We start from the raw sequence: 17,966 nt of genomic DNA, 5'->3' as shown, positions 1-17,966 counted from the left end.
TCGACTCGTCTCGAGGTTCTTCCGTCATGTCAGACGCTGCCGCGTCGGCCGTGCCACGGCCGCCTGCCCGCACTTCCTCCGCTCCGCAGATCACCGGCGCCGAGGCCGTCGTCCGCTCGCTCGACCTGCTCGGGGTCACGGACGTGTTCGGCCTGCCCGGCGGTGCGATCATGCCCGTCTACGACCCGCTCATGGACGACAAGGCCGTCCGCCACATCCTCGTCCGCCACGAGCAGGGCGCCGGCCACGCCGCCGAGGGCTACGCCGCCGCGTCCGGCCGGGTCGGCGTGGCGATCGCGACCTCCGGCCCCGGCGCGACCAACCTCGTCACCGCCATCGCCGACGCGTACATGGACTCGGTGCCGATCGTGTGCATCACCGGCCAGGTCTTCTCCACGCTCATGGGCACCGACGCGTTCCAGGAGGCCGACATCGTCGGCATCACGATGCCGATCACGAAGCACTCTTTCCTGGTCAAGCGGGCCGAGGACATCCCCGCCGCCATCGCGGCCGCGTTCGAGATCGCGAGCACCGGCCGGCCCGGCCCGGTGCTGGTGGACATCACCAAGGACGCGCAGCAGAACACCGCGCCGTTCATCTGGCCGCCCAAGATCGACCTGCCCGGCTACCGGCCGGTGACCAAGGCGCACGGCAAGCAGATCCAGGCCGCGGCCGCGCTCCTGGCGGGCGCGTCGAAGCCCGTGCTCTACGTGGGCGGCGGCGTGATCCGCTCGCGCGCCGCCGAGGAGCTGCGCGCCCTCGCCGAGCGCACCGGTGCCCCCGTCGTCACGACGCTCATGGCCCGCGGCGCCTTCCCCGACTCGCACCGGCAGCACCTCGGCATGCCGGGCATGCACGGCACCGTGCCCGCCGTGCTGGCGCTGCAGGAGGCCGACCTCGTCGTGGCGCTGGGCGCCCGGTTCGACGACCGCGTCACGGGCAAGGCGTCGCTGTTCGCCCCGCACGCGCAGGTCGTGCACGTGGACATCGACCCCGCGGAGATCTCGAAGATCCGCACGGCCGACGTGCCCATCGTGGGCGACCTGCGCGAGGTGCTCGTCGATCTGGACGCCGCGTACGCCGCCGCCGGCGACACGGCCGACCTGACCGAGTGGTGGGCCTACCTCGACGGCCTGCGGGAGGAGTTCCCGCTCGGCTACACGCCCACCAGCGACGGGCTGCTCGCGCCGCAGCACGTGATACAGCGCATCGGCGAGCTGACCGGCCCCGAAGGCGTCTATGTCGCGGGCGTCGGCCAGCATCAGATGTGGGCGGCGCAGTTCATCCAGTACGAGCGTCCCAACGCGTGGCTGAACTCGGGGGGAGCGGGCACCATGGGCTACTCCGTGCCGGCGGCCATGGGCGCCAAGGTGGCCCAGCCCGACCGCGTCGTGTGGGCGATCGACGGCGACGGCTGCTTCCAGATGACCAACCAGGAGCTCGCGACCTGCGTCATCAACGACATCCCGATCAAGGTCGCCATCATCAACAACTCCTCGCTGGGCATGGTGCGTCAGTGGCAGACCCTGTTCTTCGACGGCCGGCACTCGAACACCGACCTGAACACGGGACACGGCACCGCCCGCATCCCGGACTTCATCAAGCTCGCGGAGGCCTACGGCTGCCTGGCGATCCGGGTCGAGAAGGAGGAGGAGATCGACGCCGCGATCGAGCTGGCCCTGGCCACGAACGACCGTCCCGTCGTCATCGACTTCGTCGTCTCCGCCGACGCCATGGTGTGGCCGATGGTGCCGCAGGGCGTGAGCAACAGCTACGTGCAATACGCGCGCGACCACTCGCCGGCGTTCGAAGAGGAGGCGTGAGATGACCAGTCATGTGCTGAGCCTCCTCGTCGAGGACAAGCCGGGTCTGCTGACCCGCGTGGCGGGGCTGTTCGCCCGCCGCGGCTTCAACATCGAGTCGCTCGCGGTGGGCGTCACCGAGGTGCCCGGCCTGTCGCGCATCACGGTCGTGGTGGACGTCGACGAGCTCCCGCTGGAGCAGGTGACCAAGCAGCTGAACAAGCTCATCAACGTCATCAAGATCGTGGAGCTCGATCCCGTCGCCTCGGTGCAGCGCGAGCACATGCTCGTGAAGGTCCGTGCCGACAACCAGACCCGGGCCAACGTCCTCGAGGTCGTGAACCTGTTCCGCGCGCAGATCGTCGACTACGCCCCCGAGGCGCTCGTGATCGAGGTCACCGGAGACAAGGGCAAGGTGGACGCCTTCCTGCGCGCCCTCGAGCCGTTCGGCATCAAGGAGCTCGCCCAGTCGGGCCTGCTCGCCATCGGCCGCGGCGGCAAGTCCATCACCGAGCGCGTCCTGCGCGGCTGACCGTCACCATCTCGAACCACAATCAAGGAGAACAACGAATATGGCTGAGATCTTCTACGACAACGACGCCGACCTGTCGGTCATCCAGAGCAAGAAGGTCGCGATCGTCGGCTACGGCTCGCAGGGCCACGCCCACGCGCAGAACCTGCGCGACTCGGGCGTCGAGGTCGTCATCGCCCTCAAGGACGGCTCGCGCTCGATCACGAAGGCGCAGGAGGACGGCTTCGAGGTCAAGTCGGTCGCGGACGCCGCCGAGTGGGCCGACCTGATCATGATCCTCGCCCCCGACCAGCACCAGCGGGGGATCTACAACGACGAGATCAAGCCGCACCTGGCTGCGGGCAAGACCCTCGCATTCGCGCACGGCTTCAACATCCGCTTCGGGTACATCGAGGCACCCGAGGGCGTCGACGTGATCCTCATCGCGCCGAAGGCCCCGGGCCACACGGTGCGTCGCGAGTTCGTCGCCGGACGTGGCATCCCGGACATCATCGCGGTCGAGCGCGACGCCTCCGGCCACGCCTGGGAGACGGCCCTCGCCTATGCGAAGGCGATCGGCGGCACGCGCGCCGGCGTCATCAAGACGACCTTCACCGAGGAGACCGAGACGGACCTGTTCGGCGAGCAGGCCGTGCTGTGCGGCGGCGTCTCGCAGCTGGTCGAGTACGGCTTCGAGACCCTCACCGAGGCGGGCTACCAGCCGCAGATCGCGTACTTCGAGGTGCTGCACGAGCTCAAGCTCATCGTCGACCTGATGTGGGAGGGCGGCATCGCCAAGCAGCGCTGGTCGGTCTCCGACACGGCCGAGTACGGCGACTACGTCTCCGGGCCGCGCGTCATCGACCCGCACGTGAAGGAGAACATGCAGGGCGTGCTCGCGGACATCCAGTCGGGCGCGTTCGCCACACGTTTCATCGCCGACCAGGACAATGGCGCCGTCGAGTTCCTCGAGCTGCGCGAGAAGGCCGCCCAGCACCCGATCGAGCAGGTCGGGCGCGAGCTGCGGGGCCTGTTCGCGTGGAAGCAGCAGGACAAGGACTACACGGAGGGCTCGGCCGCGCGCTGACCGCCGCCGCTCGGTCATTCTGAGGAGATCGGGGATTCTGAGGATCGACGCCGCCGGAGCGTCCTCAGGATCCCGGATCTCCTCCGTAACGCGCCCGTTAGGCTGGAGCCCATGGCACGACGCGACGACGACGCCTTCTCGTGGGGCGACGACGACCCGACGCTCGATGACGGGATCGACCGCGCGGACGACGAGGACGAGGGCGCGGATGCGTCCGTCGCGCCCACGGAGCTGCCCCCGGCCCGGCCCGGCAGCACCGTGACCGCCACCGTCACCGCGGCCGACGGCACGGTGACCACACGCGAGGTCGTGCATCCGCACACCGACGACCGGAGGAAGCCGCGCGCGAAGCGCGACGCCCCGGCGAAGCCGGCACCGCTCGGCAACGTGGCCCTGGTGAGCCTGGGCCTGCTCGGCGGCATCTACCTGCTCTTCGCGGTCGGCTGGTTCATCTCCGGATCGCGGCTGCAGGCGTACGCCATCCTCTACGCGATCGAGCCGATCGGATATGTCGTCGCGTGGGTGCTGGCGACGCTGGCGCCCGCGGTCTGGTTCGCCGCGGTGCTGTTCTTCGGCCGTCGCCGGCCGGTGTGGCTGCGTATCCTGCTGCTCGTGCTGGGCGTGCTCGTGCTCGTCCCCTGGCCCTTCCTCACCATCGGAGCCACGTCATGACCGACCAGGCCGCGGCGCCCGCGCACCGGCCGGTCTGGGCGGTGACCGCGACCGCGGGCGGGTTCGGACTGTTCTACGCGTACGCGGTGTGGAGCGCGGTCGCGTTCCTCATCCAGTGCGCGGCGCAGAGCATCACCGGCTACGGCTGGTTCGTGCTCCTGCTGCCGATCGCGTTCCCGATCGTCGTGTTCGGCGGGGCCTTCGCCGCAGGCCGGCGGCGCGGACTCCTCGTCTTCGCGTTCCTGCTCCTGGCGGGCCTCGCCCTGGTCGCGGTGTTCTGGCTGAACGTCGTGGGGATGGTGGCGGGAGCGCCAGCCTCGATCTTCATGCAGTCGTGAACCCGCCCGGGTCAGGCGGTGGACGCCGCACGCGATAGGCTGGACGACGGTCTCGCCGCAGGTCGCGATCGGGGCCGTCTTACAATCCCGCATCCGTGCGCGCGGATGCCTCGCGTCGCCCCGAAGGACCCGTCCGTGACCAAGCCCGTCGTCCTCATCGCCGAAGAACTCTCTCCCGCCACGATCGACGCCCTCGGAGAGGGCTTCGAGATCCGGAAGGTCGACGGCGCCGATCGCGCCGCGCTGCTGCCGGCGCTGGCGGAGGCCAACGCCGTGCTGATCCGTTCGGCCACGAAGATGGACGCCGAGGCGATCGCCGCCGCGCCCGTCCTGAAGGTCATCGCGCGGGCCGGGGTGGGCCTGGACAACGTCGACATCAAGACGGCCACCGCCGCCGGCGTGATGGTGGTCAACGCGCCGACCTCGAACATCATCTCGGCGGCCGAGCTGACCGTCGGGCACATCCTGAGCCTGGCCCGTCACATCCCGGCCGCGCACGCCTCGCTGTCCGGCGGCGCGTGGAAGCGCAGCTCGTTCACCGGCACCGAGCTGTTCGAGAAGACCGTCGGCATCATCGGGCTGGGCCGCATCGGCGCGCTCATCGCTGCGCGGGTGCAGGCGTTCGGCGTCCGCGTCGTCGCCTACGACCCCTACATCACGAGCGCGCGCGCCCAGCAGCTGGGCGTCGAGCTGCTGAGCCTGGACGAGCTGCTCGAGCAGAGCGACTTCGTCACGATCCACATGCCGAAGACCGCCGAGACGACCGGGATGATCGGCATCGACCAGCTGCGGCGCATGAAGCGCACCGCGTACGTCATCAACGTCGCACGTGGCGGTCTCATCGACGAGGACGCGCTGTACAAGGCGCTGACGACCCATGAGATCGCGGGCGCCGGCCTCGACGTGTTCACCAGCGAGCCGCCGACGCAGGACGGTCCCGCCTTCCGGCTGCTCGACCTGCCGAACGTCGTCGTCACCCCGCACCTGGGCGCCTCGACCGACGAGGCGCAGGAGAAGGCCGGCGTCTCGGTCGCGAAGTCCGTCAAGCTCGCGCTGGAGGGCGACCTGGTGCCGGATGCCGTGAACGTCGCCGGCGGCGTGATCGACCCGTTCGTGCGCCCCGGCATCGCGCTGGTGGAGATGCTCGGCCAGTTCTTCAGCGGGCTGGCGCACAGCGCGCTGACCAGCCTCGACATCGAGGTGCGCGGGGAGCTCGCCGCCTACGACGTCAGCGTCTACCGCCTGGCCGCGCTCAAGGGCATCTTCACGCCGATCGTCAGCGAGACCGTGTCGTATGTGAACGCGCCGCTGTTCGCGGAGCAGCGCGGCGTCGAGGTGCGTCTCATCGTCGAGCCGGAGAGCCCGCTGTACCGCAACATCACGATCCTGCGGGGCACGCTCGCCGACGGCTCGGTGCTCACCGTCGCCGGCACCCTGGCCGGAACGCGCATGGTGCCGAAGATCGTGAGCATCAACGGCTACGAGATCGAGGTGCCGATCGAGCAGCACCACATCGTCATGAGCTACGCCGACCGTCCCGGCATCGTCGCGATCTACGGGCAGAAGCTGGGCGCCGCGAACATCAACATCGCGGGCCTGCAGGTCGCCCGCCCGGACGCCTCCGGCCGCGCCCTCTCGGTGCTCACCGTCGACTCGCCGGTGCCCGACGCGCTGCTCGCCGAGACCCGCGACGCCGTCGGCGCCGACCTGTTCCGGCAGATCGAGATCGTCGAGGCCTGAGACGGCGGGCGCGCCCCGCTCGGTCAGCGTGCGGGGCGCGTCGCCGTCTCCACGAGCGCGATCAACGCGCTCATCGCCTCGCCGCGGGGGACCGGCCCGGCGATGCCGCCCTCGCGGATCGCGTTGTTGAAGTAGAGCCCGTCGCTCACGAGCAGCACGAGCGCGAGCGCCGTGGCATCCGCCGTGTGGGGCTCCAGCAGCTCCGCCCACTGCTCCCGCATCGTGTGCAGCGCGTCGAGGGCGAGCGCGTTGCCGCCCTGGGCGATCTGCGAGACGGCGATGATGGCGCGGTCCAGCGGGTCGCCGTCCATCGCCGAGGTGCGCAGGAAGTAGGCGACCGGACCCTCCGGGGCGGCGCTCATGGCGGCCACGTCCGCCGTCACGAGATCGTTCAGCCGCGCCACGACGCCCGCCTCCAGCGCCTCGCGCGAGCCGAAGTGGTACAGCAGGCCGCCTTTCGAGACGCCGGCAGCACGCGCGGTGGCGTCGATCGTCGCCGCGCGCGCGCCCTCGTCGATCAGCAGCCGCTCGAACGCGTCGAGCACCTTCTCGCGGGCGTGCGGGGGCCGGCTCATGGGCTCGATCGTATCGATGACATCTCCGTCTGCGTGATACTATACCAACTGGACGGTATAGTAACTATGACACTGACAGAAGACCTTCGGCTGGCGGACGCGCAGGCGCGTCGCGTTGGCATCCGCGGCTGGGCCGCTCTCGTCGTGCTGATGCTGCCCGTGCTGCTCGTCTCGGTCGACAACACGGTGCTGAGCTTCGTGCTGCCCGAGATCACGCTCGCGCTCGCACCCTCGGGCACGCAGCAGCTGTGGATCATCGACGCGTACCCGCTCGTGCTGGCCGGCCTGCTCGTCACGATGGGGGCGCTCGGCGACCGCTTCGGCCGACGCCGGATGCTGCTGGTCGGCGCCAGCGGGTTCGCGGTGATCTCGGTGCTCGCGGCCTTCGCCCCGAACGCCGCGCTGCTGATCGCCGGCCGTGCCGGCATGGCCGTGTTCGGCGCCATGATCATGCCCGCGACGCTGTCGCTGCTGCGCAGCATCTTCACCGACCGCGACCAGCGGCGCCTCGCGATCGCGGTCTGGGCGTCGATGTTCTCGGCCGGCGCCGCGCTGGGGCCGATCGTCGGCGGCATCCTGCTGGAGCACTTCGCGTGGGGCTCGGTGTTCCTTATGCCGGTGCCGGTGCTGATCCCGCTGCTCGTGCTCGCGCCGGTCCTGGTGCCCGAGAGCAAGGACCCGCACCCGGGGCGGATCGACCCGGTCGGCATCCTGCTCTCGATGCTCGCGCTGGTCCCGATCGTCTATGCGATCAAGGAGGCGGCCGTGAACGGCCTGAGCGGCACGATTGGCCTGCTGGTCGCGGTGGGTCTCGTCTCGGCGGTGCTGTTCGTGCGGCGGCAGCTGGCCGCCGAGGTCCCGATGCTCGACATGGCGCTGTTCCGCCGCGGAGCGTTCAGCGGCGCGATCCTCGTCAACCTGCTGAGCCTCATGGCCCTGGTCGGCTTCCTGTACTTCGTCGCGCAGCATCTGCAGCTCATCCTCGGCATGGGCCCGCTGGAGGCGGGGCTCGCGCTCGTGCCGGGTCTGGCGGCGATGGTCGTCTCCGGCCTGGTCGTCGTCCCGATCGCGTCGCGGGTCAGTCCGCGCGTCGTGATCCCGGTCGCGCTCGTCTTCTCGGCGGCCGGCTATGTGATGGTCGCGGCATGGGCGGGACGCGCGGACGCCGGCGGCCTCGTCCTGGCGTTCGTCAGCCTCGGGCTGGGCATCGGGGCCGCCGAGACCGTCTCCAACGAGCTCGTGCTCGCCAGTGCGCCGCCGGCCAAGGCAGGCGCCGCCAGTGCCGTGTCGGAGACCGCGTACGAGATCGGGTCCGTGCTCGGCACCGCCGTGCTCGGCGGCATCCTCACGGCGATCTACCGGGCGCAGCTCGTGCTCCCGGCGGGCCTCGGCGACGCATCTGCGGCGGCCGCCCGCGAGACGTTGGGCGGCGCGTACGCGGTCGCCGAGTCGCTGCCGGAGACCGCCGCCGCGGTGGTGCGCGACGCGGCCGGCGCCGCGTTCGACTCCGGGGTGGCGGTGACCTCCCTCATCGGTGCGGGCCTGGTCGTGCTGGCCGCGGTGATCGCGGCGACTACGCTGGGAAGGTCCCGAACCGCGTCCTGACGCCCTTTCCGGCGCAGTCGCGGATTCCCCGAGCGAGGAGAGCAATGTCGCGCGTCGTGAAGCTGGCCGTCATCGGTGGTGACGGCATCGGTCCGGAGGTCGTCGCGGAGGCGGAGAAGGTGCTGGACGCCGCCACCGCGGCATCCGAGGTCACCTTCGAGAAGACGCGGTTCTCGCTCGGCGCGGGCCGCTACCTGGAGACCGGCGACACGCTCACCGACGCAGACCTCGACGCGATCAAGGCGCACGACGCGATCCTGCTCGGCGCCGTGGGCGGCGTGCCCGGCGACCCGCGGCTGACGAACGCGAACATCGAGCGCGGTCTGCTGCTGAAGCTCCGCTTCGAGCTGGACCATTACGTCAACCTGCGCCCCTCGAAACTGTATCCGGGCGCCCCGGGACCGCTCGCCGCGCCCGGCGAGGTCGACTTCGTGGTGGTGCGCGAGGGGACCGAGGGCCCCTACGTCGGCAACGGCGGCGCGATCCGGCGCGGCACGCCGCACGAGGTCGCGAACGAGACGAGCGTGAACACCGCCTACGGCGTCGAGCGGGTGGTCCGCTACGCCTTCAACCTGGCCGAGCGCCGGCGCAAGAGGCTGACGCTCGTGCACAAGACCAACGTGCTGGTCAACGCGGGCTCGCTCTGGAAGCGCATCGTGGACGCCGTGGCCGCCGAGCACCCCGATGTCGCCGTAGACTATCTCCACGTCGACGCGGCCACGATCTTCCTGGTCACACACCCCGGTCGTTTCGACGTGATCGTCACCGACAACCTCTTCGGCGACATCCTCACGGACCTGGCCGGCGCCGTCACCGGTGGCATCGGCCTCGCCGCTTCCGGCAACATCAACCCGGACGGCGCCTTCCCGTCGATGTTCGAGCCGGTGCACGGATCGGCTCCGGACATCGCGGGCCAGCAGAAGGCCGATCCCACGGCTGCGATCCTCTCCGTCGCGCTCCTGCTCGATCACCTCGGGCTGCGCGACGAGGCCGACCGCGTCACCCACGCGGTCGAAGAGGACATCGCCGGCCGGCCGGACGCGGCCCGCACGACCTCCCAGATCGGCGACGCGATCGCGGCGAGGCTCCAGGCGTAACCTGGATCCGCCGCAGCCACCGCCCACGACCGCGCTCACGCGCTAAGCGAGATCACCATGACCCTCCTCGACACCGACCCCGACGCCGGCCTCGCGCCGCTGGAATTCAGCGTCACCCGCAACCTCGCCGCCGCCTCCCCGGCCGCGCGGGAGGAGATCCTGCGCAACCCTGGATTCGGACAGCACTTCACCGACCACATGGTCGACATCTGCTGGTCGGTCGGCGGCGGCTGGCATCGTCCGCGGGTGCAGCCCTATGGGCCGATCACGCTCGATCCGGCGGCTGCCGTGCTGCACTACGGGCAGGAGGTCTTCGAGGGCATCAAGGCATACCGTCACGCCGACGGCTCCATCCACACCTTTCGTCCCGACCAGAACGGCCGCCGGCTGCAGCGCTCGGCGCGGCGGCTGGCGCTGCCGGAGCTGCCGGTGGCCTACTTCCTGCAGTCGATCCGGGAGCTCGTCGCGCTCGACGCGGCATGGGTGCCCGGCGGGGACGACCAGAGCCTCTATCTGCGGCCGTTCATGTTCGCCAAGGAGGCGTTCCTCGGCGTGCGCCCCGCGCACAAGGTCGCCTACTATCTGATCGCGAGCCCTGCGGGCGCCTACTTCAAGGGCGGCGTGACGCCGGTCTCGATCTGGCTGAGCGAGGACTTCGCGCGGGCCGGCAAGGGCGGCACCGGCGCAGCCAAGACCGGCGGCAACTACGCCGCGAGCCTGCTGCCGCAGTCGGAGGCGTACGAGAACGAGTGCGACCAGGTCGTGTTCCTCGACCAGGACGGCAACGTCGAGGAGCTCGGCGGCATGAACATCGTGTTCGTCTACAAGGACGGCACGCTGGTGACCCCGCAGTCCGACTCGATCCTGGAGGGCATCACCCGCGAGTCGATCCTGCAGCTCGCCCTCGACCGCGGCCACCGGGTCGAAGGGCGCGCCATCTCGCTCGCCGAGTGGCGTGAGGGCGTGGCATCCGGCGACATCGTCGAGGTGTTCGCGTGCGGCACGGCCGCCGTGGTCACGCCGATCGGGGAGGTGCGCGGCAAGAGCTTCTTCGACGCGCAGCCGGCCGGCTCGCTGGCGCTGTCGCTGCGCGAGGAGCTCACCGACATCCAGTACGGACGCCGCGAGGACACGCACGGCTGGCTCGTGCGCCTGGACGGCTGAGCCGTGAAGATCGCCCGGTTCAGCCACCGCGACGCCATCCGCTACGGCATCGTGGACGACGACGAGCTCGTGGAGCTGAGCGGCGACCCGATCTTCGCCGGCCTGGAGACGACGGGGCAGCGCATCCCGCTCGCCGACGTGGCGCTGCTGGCCCCCGTGATCCCGCGGTCGAAGGTGGTCTGCGTCGGCAAGAACTACCGGGCGCACGCCGAGGAGATGGGCGGCGAGGCGCCGGAGGCGCCGCTGCTGTTCCTCAAGCCCAACACCTCGGTCATCGGACCGGGCGACGCGATCGTGCGGCCGCCGCAGTCGGAGCGCACCGAGTACGAGGGCGAGCTGGCCGTCGTGATCGGACGCATCGCCAAGAACGTCGCCGCCGAGCAGGCGTCCGAGTACGTGTTCGGCTACACCGTCGCGATCGACGCGACCGCGCGCGACATCCAGTACGCCGACGGCCAATGGACGCGGGGGAAGGGCTTCGACACGTTCTGCCCGCTGGGCCCGGTCATCGAGACCGAGTTCGACGTCGCCGCGGGCCGGCTGACGACGCGCCTGAACGGCGAGGTGAGACAGGACGCGCCGCTCACCGAGATGATCCACTCCGTGCCGGACATCGTCGCCTACGCCTCGTCGGCGTTCACGCTGCTGCCCGGCGACGTGATCCTCACCGGCACGCCCGCCGGGGTCGGGCCGTTCGTCGCCGGCGACGCGCTCGAGGTCGAGGTCTCCGGGATCGGGACGCTGCGGGTCGGCGTCCGCGACGCCTGAGCCGGCTCGACGCTCCCCACCGCGAGACCGCATCGCCACGCCGAGACCGTGGTGTCTTCCCCCGGTCTCGGCGTGGCGATGTGGTCTCGCGGCAGGAGGAGGCGCGAGCGCCTGCGCGGCTAGGCTGGAGCCCTATGGCCGGCACACCCGATCCCCGCACCACGACCGCGTCCGGAGCCGACGTCCGCGTCCGCTTCTGTCCCTCGCCGACCGGCCTGCCGCACGTCGGCATGGTGCGCACCGCCCTGTACAACTGGGCGTACGCGCGGCACACCGGCGGCAAGCTGATCTTCCGGGTGGAGGACACGGATGCCGCCCGCGACAGCGAGGAGAGCTACCGCCAGCTCGTGGACGCGCTGACCTGGCTCGAGATCGACTGGGACGAGGGCGTAGAGAAGGGCGGCCCGCACGCCCCGTACCGGCAGTCGCAGCGCGGTGAGATCTACGCCCGCGTGCTGCGCCAGCTGATCGACGCCGGCGCCGTGTACGAGTCGTACTCCACCGCCGAGGAGATCGACGCCCGCAACGAGGCCAACGGTCGCGCCAGGCAGCTCGGCTACGACAACCACGACCGCGATCTGAGCGACGAGCAGAGAGCCGCGTTCCGTGCCGAGGGGCGCGAGCCGGCGTGGCGGCTGCGCGTGCCCGACCACGACGTGACCTATGTCGACCTGATCCGCGGCGAGGTGACCTTCCCGGCCGGGTCGTTCCCCGACTTCGTCGTCGTGCGCGCCGGCGGCCAGCCGCTGTACACGTTCACGAACCCGGTCGACGACGCGCTCATGGGCATCACGCACGTCATCCGCGGCGAGGACCTCATGCCGTCCACTGCTCGTCAGCTCGCGCTGTACGGCGCGCTCAACGACGCGGGGGTCGCCGATTTCGTGCCGCGGTTCGGGCACATGCCGCTCGTGCTGGGGGAGGAGGGCACCAAGAAGCTCTCCAAGCGCGACCCGAAGGCGGACCTGTTCCTGCAGCGCGAGAAGGGGTTCATCCACGAGGGCCTGCTGAACTACCTGGCGTTGCTCGGGTGGTCGCTGGCGCCCGATCGTGACGTGTTCTCGCTCGAGGAGCTCACGGCGGCGTTCGACATCGTGGACGTCAACCCGAACCCGGCGCGGTTCGACCAGAAGAAGGCCGAGTCGATCAACGGCGACCACATCCGGATGCTGGACGCCGACGACTTCGCCGCGCGGATCGTCCCGTACCTCGTCGAGGCCGGGGTGGTGTCGGATCCGCCCACCGACGCGCAGTCGGCGCTGGTCGCGGCGTCCGCCCCGCTCGTGCAGGAGCGCGTGCAGCTGCTGGGGCAGGTCCCGGGTCTGCTCGGCTTCCTGTTCACGGATGACGTCTCGTACGAGGACGACGCGCTCGCCTCGCTCCCGGCGAACGCGGGGGAGGTGCTCGTGGCCTCGGTGAACGCGCTGGAGCTGGTGCCGGAGTCGGAGTTCGCCGCCGCGTCGATCCAGGACGCGCTGCAGGTCGCGCTCATCGACGGCCTCGGTCTGAAGCCGCGGGTCGCGTACGGCCCGCTGCGGGTGGCCGTGAGCGGTCGCCGGGTGTCGCCGCCACTGTTCGAGTCGCTGGAGCTGCTGGGCAAGGCCGAGTCGGTGCGCCGCCTCGGCGCGCTCGTGCAGCGGGTCTGAGGGCGGTGGCGGGGCGATCGTAGGATCTGAGCCATGAGTTCGCCGGGGGCCGCCGACCGTGAGTCGGGGGGACTCGATCCTGTCGACGTGCGTGTCCGGCTCGAGTTGCTGGCGGATCTCGGCCACGGCTTCCTCGAGTCCGGTCAGACCGGCGCGCAGACGGAGCGCGTGCTCGACCCGTGCGCGGCCGGGGTGGGTCTGCGGGGCGCCTCATTCACCGCGATCGGCCGGATACTGCTGCTGGAGGCGACACTGCCCGACGGCGGGACGGCGACCCTCTCCGGCGCTGCGCACGGGCTGGACACGATCGACTGCTCCCGGCTGCGCAGTCTCGACCGCATCGCCGACGAGCTCATGGCGGGGGAGCTGGCGGAGCACGGGAAAGATCAGCAGAAGCGTCTCGCTGAGCTGAGCGCAGCGGTCACCCGTATCCGCGGACGATCGACCAGCCAATGGATCGTGGTCGGCGGCATGACGCTGCTGGCGTTCTTCATCAGCATGCAGGTCGGTGTCACCTGGCAGGCCTGGGTGTCGGCGGCCGCAGTGGAGCTGATCACCTGTCTGGTGGGAATCGGCGTGGTCCGACTGCGGATGCCGAAGCTGTTCGCCGCGATCCTGCAGAGCACGGCGGGCGGGACGTTCGCGACCGCGCTCGTGCTGCTGGGCTTCGTCAGCCCGGTGGGAGCGGCCGTCGCGATCGCCGTGACCTGGTTGCTCCTGCTGCCGCTGCCGCAGATCATCAGCGGCGTCGGCGACGCGATCGAAGGCGACTACCTTTCGGCGCTCAGCCGGGCTTCCAGCGTCGTGGTCGTCGCGGCCGGGATCGTCGTCGGCGGCGCGCTCACCTTCTCGCTCGGCGAGGTGCTGGGCATGCAGCATCCCGGTCTGGAGGAGCTGCCCAGTCTGCCGTGGTACCTCACGGTGACCTTCTCCGGCCTGGGAGCGCTGGCGAACGCGTTCGCCAACGGCGGGCGGCGCTCGCTCATCGTCCCGGCCGTCGCGCTGGGGGTGATCACGAGCCTGACCAATCTCGCGCTGCAGCTGGTAGGGCTGCCGCTCGTGTGGTCCAGCGCGCTGAGCGCCGTGGTCCTCGGTGCCATCACGGTCGTGATGGCGGCCCGCATCGGCTATCCGCAGCAGGTCCTCGCCCTCATGGGAGTCACGGGCGCGCTTCTACCCGGGCTGACGGTCTTCTTCGGAATCCTGCAGCTGATGGGCGGCGAATCGGGGCTGGAGCATCTCGGAGCCGCGGCCGGTATCGTGCTCGGCGTCGGAGCGGGTGTCGCCGGCGGGACGTATCTCGCGGGTTGGGGGCGCCCGTTGCGCCTCCGGCGCCAGCCCCGGCCTCGACAGGGCGTCGGCCCTCGAGCCGTGCGGAGGAGCTGATCCGGCGGACCCCCGGTTTGCTCGCCCTGTCGCGGTCGACTAGGCTTGCTCTTCGGCACGGCTTCGGCCGGGACCGGTGGGGTATGGTGTAATTGGCAACACGGCTGATTCTGGTTCAGTTGTTCTTGGTTCGAGTCCAGGTACCCCAGCGCTGACAAAGCCTCTGTCTTCTGGCGAAGACAGAGGCTTTCATGTTTCTCCAGGAACAGGTCTCTTCACCCCGTTCTGGCCGGGGGAGCTCGACAGCGCGATTCCCGCACGTGTGCGGTGCCCCCCACGCGTCCATCCGACGAGGAAAGTCCCGACCTGTCTCGAGAGCCTCCTCGGAGGTGTTCGACGGCGGAACCCGACGATCTCCTGCACATGCTGACCTCCCTCCGACCGCCAGAGCGCGGCGAGATCTTCCGCGTCGACCGCTGAGGGCGCCGTCTAGTCTGGAAGACGTGACCGACGAGACTGCGATGAGCGCATTGCGCACCTTCATCGCGGAGCGCGACTGGGCGCAGTTCCATTCGCCGGAGAACCTCGCGAAGTCGATCGTCATAGAAGCGGGCGAGCTTCTCGAAGAGTTCCAATGGTCGCCCGAGTTCGACGCCGATCGCGTCCGCCTGGAACTCGCGGATGTGTTGACCTACTGCTACGAGCTCGCGGACCGGCTGGGGGTCGATCCCGAGGCGATCATCCTCGAAAAGCTCGAGATCACGCGAGCCAAATACCCCGCTGGGACGTCGCGTGGCAGAAGCACCAAGTATGACCGGCTTTGAGATCGAGGAGATCCCCTTCGAGGCCGCGAGCATCAGGGACTATCCGGATCCCACCGGAAAGCTGAGCAACTGGCCCGCGGTCTACGCCATCAACAATCGACGCGACATCTACGTCGGTGAAACCGGAAACGCGCTGCTCCGCATGACGCAGCACCGGCGCGATCCGAAGAAGCAGCATCTCGAGGTCGCACGGATCCTGCTCGACGACACGTTCCACCGCTCGGCCTGCTACGACCTGGAATCGCTCCTGATCCAGTGGTTCTACTCGGACGGCGCGTACACCGTCATCAATGCAAACGACGGACACCGCAATGAGGAGTACGCCGGCCGGGCCTCCTTCCAGCCGCGCTTTCGGGAGATCTTCGAGGATCTGCGCAAGCGGGGACTCTTCAGGCACTCGCTGCGTGAGATCGAGAACAGCGACTTCTTCAAGCTGTCTCCCTTCAAGTCCCTCGTGCCCGATCAAGAGCGGGCGATCCTTGAGATCCTCAAGGCGCTGTTCGAGGACATCGAAGCGGAGCGGCGCACGACGATGGTCGTCGCCGGGAATCCGGGCACGGGAAAAACAGTCGTCGGCATCTCACTCATGAAGACGCTGCGAGACATCGAGACCTCCCGTGGCGTGGACGACGCCGAACAAGGAAGCTCGATCTCCGACTTCTTCGCGCAGGGCTATCCCGAGGTGCTCCAGGGACTGAGGCTGGGCCTCGTGGTGCCACAACAATCGCTCCGTACCACCATCGTCAAGATCTTCGATCGTGCTCCGGGTCTCGACCGATCGATGGTCCTCACCGCCTACGACGTCGGAACGGCGACGGAACCGTACGACGTCCTCGTCGTCGATGAGGCGCACCGGCTGAATCAGCGAGCGAACCAGTCGTCAGGCTCGCTCAACAAGGCGTTCAGGCAGATCAACGAACGACTCTTCGGCGAAGACTCCGACGAGTTCACGCAGCTCGACTGGATTCGCGTGCAGAGCCGACACAGCATCCTGCTGATGGATCCGGAACAGAGCGTACGTCCTGCGGACCTTCCTCCCGAAGTGATCGGTGAGGTCGTCGGCGAAGCGAAAGCCAGCCATCACTTCTTCCCGTTGAAGACCCAGATGCGCGTCAAGGCCGGGGCCGACTACATCCGATTCGTGAGGGAGATGCTGGCCGGACGGAGACCGGAACGACCAGATCTCGGCGATTACGAGTTCGTGCTGTTCGATGACATCGGTGCGATGGAGAAGCTGATCCGCAAACGCGACCGCGAGCACGGCCTCTCGCGCCTCGCCGCCGGATACGCGTGGGCATGGGAGTCGGATCCGAAGAAGAAGGGCATGAGACGCATCCCGCTCGCGGAGCGTCCTTACGACATCGAGATCGACGGGCACCGTTGGCGCTGGAACTCCGCCGAGAAGGACTGGATCAACTCTCCGGACGCCCTCGAAGAGGTCGGCTCGATCCACACCGTCCAGGGATACGACCTCAACTACGCCGGCGTGATCATCGGGCGCGATCTGCGCCTCGATGCGGCAAGCCAGGAGATCCGATTCGACCGAACCCGCTATCGAGACAGGAAGGGGCTCGAGAACAACCGCAGACGTGGCATCATCCACGCCGACGCCGACATCGAACGGTATGTCAAGAACATCTACGCCGTGCTCCTCACCCGAGGCATCCGGGGCACCTACGTGTACGTCTGCGATGCCGCGCTGCGCGATCACCTTCGCGCGTTCATCCCCGACGCGTCGTAGGGATGCTGGGGCACACGACTGCCCTGGCCGGCTGACGGAACCGCAACTCGTTACCCGGCGGCGCGCACGTGCGCGTCGGGCCCGGGGAAGACGAGGCCCTCGTGGCCGTCCTGCCACCGGACGAGATACGGCGGCTCGCCGTCCTCCCCTCGCACCTCCAGGACCTCCGCCTCGTGGCGATGCTCCGTGTCCGTGCGTCCCTCCACGATCAGGCGGTCGCCGATCTTCGCGCGCATCTTCCTCACCTCCGCGTCGCGGTGAACAGATATGTTCCAGGCTGCCGCTGTCTTGCGGACACGGCAAGGGGATCGTCCTTGCCTGCGACGGCTCATTTCACTACAGTCAGACTGTAATCAAATGGGGACAGCGTCCGGGGGCGGCGGTGAGGATGCCGTGACGCGGAGCTGAAGCCCTCCGTCGCACTCCGCATCGAATGGATCCGCACATGAGCAGCACGACATCTCTCGCCTACACGCCCGTCCGCGTCGGCTCCCGTCCAGCCTGGAGCCCCTGGGGCGGGGGAGCCCTGCTGGCGGGGGCGCTCGTGCTGCTGGCAGCGACCATCACCGAGTACTTCGTCTGGCAGACCACGACCCTCGGCACCGGGGTCTTCGTCGTCTTCTCCGCGCTCTTCCTCGTCAGCATCGTGCTCTACGTCGTCGCCATGCTCGCCCTCGCCTTCGCCGGCGGCGGGATCGTCGGCTCCTCGGTCATCGGGAAGGTGGCCCTCGTGGCGTTCGCGATCGGATGGGCAGGGCAGCAGCTCCTGTACTGGACGAGCTACTTCTTCGACCAGTACCCCGCGACGTTGGACGTGCTGTCCCTCTTCTTCGTCGTCCTCACCTACCTCGGGGCGATCATCGCGGGGATCGTGATCGCGATCGGCCGGGTCGTCACGGGCATCGCCCGATGGGCGCTGCTGGTCGGCCTGGTGCTCGCCGGCATCTGCGGCACGATCGCGAACGCGAGCACCGACGCGACCGTCGTCACCGTGCTGCTGTCGATCTCCTGCGTCATCCAGGCCGCCATCGGTGCCAGCTACCTGCGTCCCTCCCTCCGGGAGGCCTGAG

General features: G+C 69.4%; 17 protein-coding genes and 1 tRNA gene. 16 read left to right on the top strand and 2 right to left on the bottom strand.

The genetic code is table 11. The features are described 5' to 3' along the window. The first annotated feature begins 26 nt into the window (after window positions 1-26). The 6 genes from QM626_RS11100 (at window position 27) to serA (ending at window position 6,150) form a co-directional block, all read left to right on the top strand. Entirely contained in the window at window positions 27-1,823 is a 1,797-nt protein-coding gene (locus QM626_RS11100) for an acetolactate synthase large subunit (RefSeq protein ID WP_415076976.1), read from the top strand. A 1-nt stretch (window position 1,824) separates the two neighbouring features. Then, the gene (gene ilvN / locus QM626_RS11095) at window positions 1,825-2,334 is read left to right on the top strand and encodes an acetolactate synthase small subunit (RefSeq protein ID WP_415076974.1); all 510 of its coding nucleotides are present in this window, start codon (window positions 1,825-1,827) and stop codon (window positions 2,332-2,334) included. A 40-nt stretch (window positions 2,335-2,374) separates the two neighbouring features. Beyond that, window positions 2,375-3,400, top strand: coding sequence for a ketol-acid reductoisomerase (gene ilvC, locus QM626_RS11090; RefSeq protein WP_415076972.1), 1,026 nt, complete (start codon window positions 2,375-2,377; stop codon window positions 3,398-3,400). A gap of 111 nt (window positions 3,401-3,511) precedes the next feature. Then, a complete protein-coding gene (locus tag QM626_RS11085; RefSeq protein ID WP_415076970.1) occupies window positions 3,512-4,072 on the top strand; it encodes a DNA polymerase III subunit gamma/tau in 561 nt (186 codons plus the stop codon). Further along, entirely contained in the window at window positions 4,069-4,410 is a 342-nt protein-coding gene (locus QM626_RS11080) for a bacitracin resistance protein (RefSeq protein WP_415076968.1), read from the top strand. Before QM626_RS11085 ends, QM626_RS11080 begins: the two co-directional genes overlap by 4 nt. Before the next feature lie 135 nt (window positions 4,411-4,545). Continuing rightward, window positions 4,546-6,150 (top strand): phosphoglycerate dehydrogenase, encoded by a 1,605-nt coding sequence (serA, locus tag QM626_RS11075; RefSeq protein WP_415076966.1) that lies wholly within the window; start codon window positions 4,546-4,548, stop codon window positions 6,148-6,150. Window positions 6,151-6,173: 23 nt separating this feature from the next. Here the strand turns inward: serA and QM626_RS11070 are convergent, their stop codons facing one another. Continuing rightward, complete coding sequence (locus tag QM626_RS11070; protein ID WP_415076964.1) at window positions 6,174-6,725, bottom strand: TetR/AcrR family transcriptional regulator; 552 nt, start codon at window positions 6,723-6,725, stop codon at window positions 6,174-6,176. Between the two features lie 66 nt (window positions 6,726-6,791). Here QM626_RS11070 and QM626_RS11065 point away from each other — a divergent pair, with 66 nt between their 5' ends. The 9 genes from QM626_RS11065 to QM626_RS11025 all read left to right on the top strand — a co-directional run bounded on the left by QM626_RS11065 (window position 6,792) and on the right by QM626_RS11025 (window position 16,896). After that, a complete protein-coding gene (locus QM626_RS11065) occupies window positions 6,792-8,330 on the top strand; it encodes an MFS transporter (RefSeq protein ID WP_415076962.1) in 1,539 nt (512 codons plus the stop codon). A 44-nt stretch (window positions 8,331-8,374) separates the two neighbouring features. After that, window positions 8,375-9,427, top strand: a complete 1,053-nt coding sequence (locus tag QM626_RS11060; RefSeq protein ID WP_415076960.1) for a 3-isopropylmalate dehydrogenase — start codon at window positions 8,375-8,377, stop codon at window positions 9,425-9,427. Between the two features lie 57 nt (window positions 9,428-9,484). Then, window positions 9,485-10,591 carry a branched-chain amino acid aminotransferase gene (locus QM626_RS11055; protein WP_415076958.1) on the top strand — a complete coding sequence of 369 codons (1,107 nt, stop codon included), beginning with the start codon at window positions 9,485-9,487 and terminating at the stop codon, window positions 10,589-10,591. Between the two features lie 3 nt (window positions 10,592-10,594). Next, window positions 10,595-11,359, top strand: coding sequence for a fumarylacetoacetate hydrolase family protein (locus QM626_RS11050; RefSeq protein WP_415076956.1), 765 nt, complete (start codon window positions 10,595-10,597; stop codon window positions 11,357-11,359). 134 nt (window positions 11,360-11,493) lie between these two features. Then, window positions 11,494-13,005 carry a glutamate--tRNA ligase gene (gene gltX, locus QM626_RS11045; RefSeq protein ID WP_415076954.1) on the top strand — a complete coding sequence of 504 codons (1,512 nt, stop codon included), beginning with the start codon at window positions 11,494-11,496 and terminating at the stop codon, window positions 13,003-13,005. Between the two features lie 33 nt (window positions 13,006-13,038). Continuing rightward, complete coding sequence (locus tag QM626_RS11040) at window positions 13,039-14,391, top strand: threonine/serine exporter family protein (RefSeq protein WP_415076952.1); 1,353 nt, start codon at window positions 13,039-13,041, stop codon at window positions 14,389-14,391. A 77-nt stretch (window positions 14,392-14,468) separates the two neighbouring features. Beyond that, window positions 14,469-14,540, top strand: a tRNA-Gln gene (locus QM626_RS11035). Window positions 14,541-14,852: 312 nt separating this feature from the next. Continuing rightward, window positions 14,853-15,155, top strand: coding sequence for a nucleotide pyrophosphohydrolase (locus QM626_RS11030; protein WP_415077026.1), 303 nt, complete (start codon window positions 14,853-14,855; stop codon window positions 15,153-15,155). Then, entirely contained in the window at window positions 15,142-16,896 is a 1,755-nt protein-coding gene (locus QM626_RS11025; RefSeq protein ID WP_415076950.1) for a DNA/RNA helicase domain-containing protein, read from the top strand. Before QM626_RS11030 ends, QM626_RS11025 begins: the two co-directional genes overlap by 14 nt. Before the next feature lie 50 nt (window positions 16,897-16,946). On the opposite strand, the gene QM626_RS11020 is transcribed toward QM626_RS11025, so the two are convergent. Next, window positions 16,947-17,132 carry a DUF1918 domain-containing protein gene (locus QM626_RS11020; protein WP_415076948.1) on the bottom strand — a complete coding sequence of 62 codons (186 nt, stop codon included), beginning with the start codon at window positions 17,130-17,132 and terminating at the stop codon, window positions 16,947-16,949. 209 nt (window positions 17,133-17,341) lie between these two features. Here QM626_RS11020 and QM626_RS11015 point away from each other — a divergent pair, with 209 nt between their 5' ends. Continuing rightward, entirely contained in the window at window positions 17,342-17,965 is a 624-nt protein-coding gene (locus QM626_RS11015) for a hypothetical protein (protein WP_415076946.1), read from the top strand. Window position 17,966: the final 1 nt, after the last annotated feature.

Source organism: Microbacterium sp. (assembly GCF_047606385.1).
In the GTDB taxonomy this organism is placed as follows: domain Bacteria; phylum Actinomycetota; class Actinomycetes; order Actinomycetales; family Microbacteriaceae; genus Microbacterium.
The sequence above is the reverse complement of the archived record's forward strand: the minus strand, read 5'-3'. Positions and strand labels throughout refer to the sequence as shown.

Bases quoted from the DNA above. Each gene is read 5' to 3' on its own strand.
- QM626_RS11100 (WP_415076976.1), top strand. From the start codon at position 27: ATGTCAGACGCTGCCGCGTCGGCCGTGCCACGGCCGCCTGCCCGCACT.
- ilvN (WP_415076974.1), top strand. From the start codon at position 1,825: ATGACCAGTCATGTGCTGAGCCTCCTCGTCGAGGACAAGCCGGGTCTG.
- ilvC (WP_415076972.1), top strand. From the start codon at position 2,375: ATGGCTGAGATCTTCTACGACAACGACGCCGACCTGTCGGTCATCCAG.
- QM626_RS11085 (WP_415076970.1), top strand. From the start codon at position 3,512: ATGGCACGACGCGACGACGACGCCTTCTCGTGGGGCGACGACGACCCG.
- QM626_RS11080 (WP_415076968.1), top strand. From the start codon at position 4,069: ATGACCGACCAGGCCGCGGCGCCCGCGCACCGGCCGGTCTGGGCGGTG.
- QM626_RS11070 (WP_415076964.1), bottom strand. From the start codon at position 6,725: ATGAGCCGGCCCCCGCACGCCCGCGAGAAGGTGCTCGACGCGTTCGAG.
- QM626_RS11065 (WP_415076962.1), top strand. From the start codon at position 6,792: ATGACACTGACAGAAGACCTTCGGCTGGCGGACGCGCAGGCGCGTCGC.
- QM626_RS11060 (WP_415076960.1), top strand. From the start codon at position 8,375: ATGTCGCGCGTCGTGAAGCTGGCCGTCATCGGTGGTGACGGCATCGGT.
- QM626_RS11055 (WP_415076958.1), top strand. From the start codon at position 9,485: ATGACCCTCCTCGACACCGACCCCGACGCCGGCCTCGCGCCGCTGGAA.
- gltX (WP_415076954.1), top strand. From the start codon at position 11,494: ATGGCCGGCACACCCGATCCCCGCACCACGACCGCGTCCGGAGCCGAC.
- QM626_RS11040 (WP_415076952.1), top strand. From the start codon at position 13,039: ATGAGTTCGCCGGGGGCCGCCGACCGTGAGTCGGGGGGACTCGATCCT.
- QM626_RS11030 (WP_415077026.1), top strand. From the start codon at position 14,853: ATGAGCGCATTGCGCACCTTCATCGCGGAGCGCGACTGGGCGCAGTTC.
- QM626_RS11025 (WP_415076950.1), top strand. From the start codon at position 15,142: ATGACCGGCTTTGAGATCGAGGAGATCCCCTTCGAGGCCGCGAGCATC.
- QM626_RS11020 (WP_415076948.1), bottom strand. From the start codon at position 17,132: ATGCGCGCGAAGATCGGCGACCGCCTGATCGTGGAGGGACGCACGGAC.
- QM626_RS11015 (WP_415076946.1), top strand. From the start codon at position 17,342: ATGAGCAGCACGACATCTCTCGCCTACACGCCCGTCCGCGTCGGCTCC.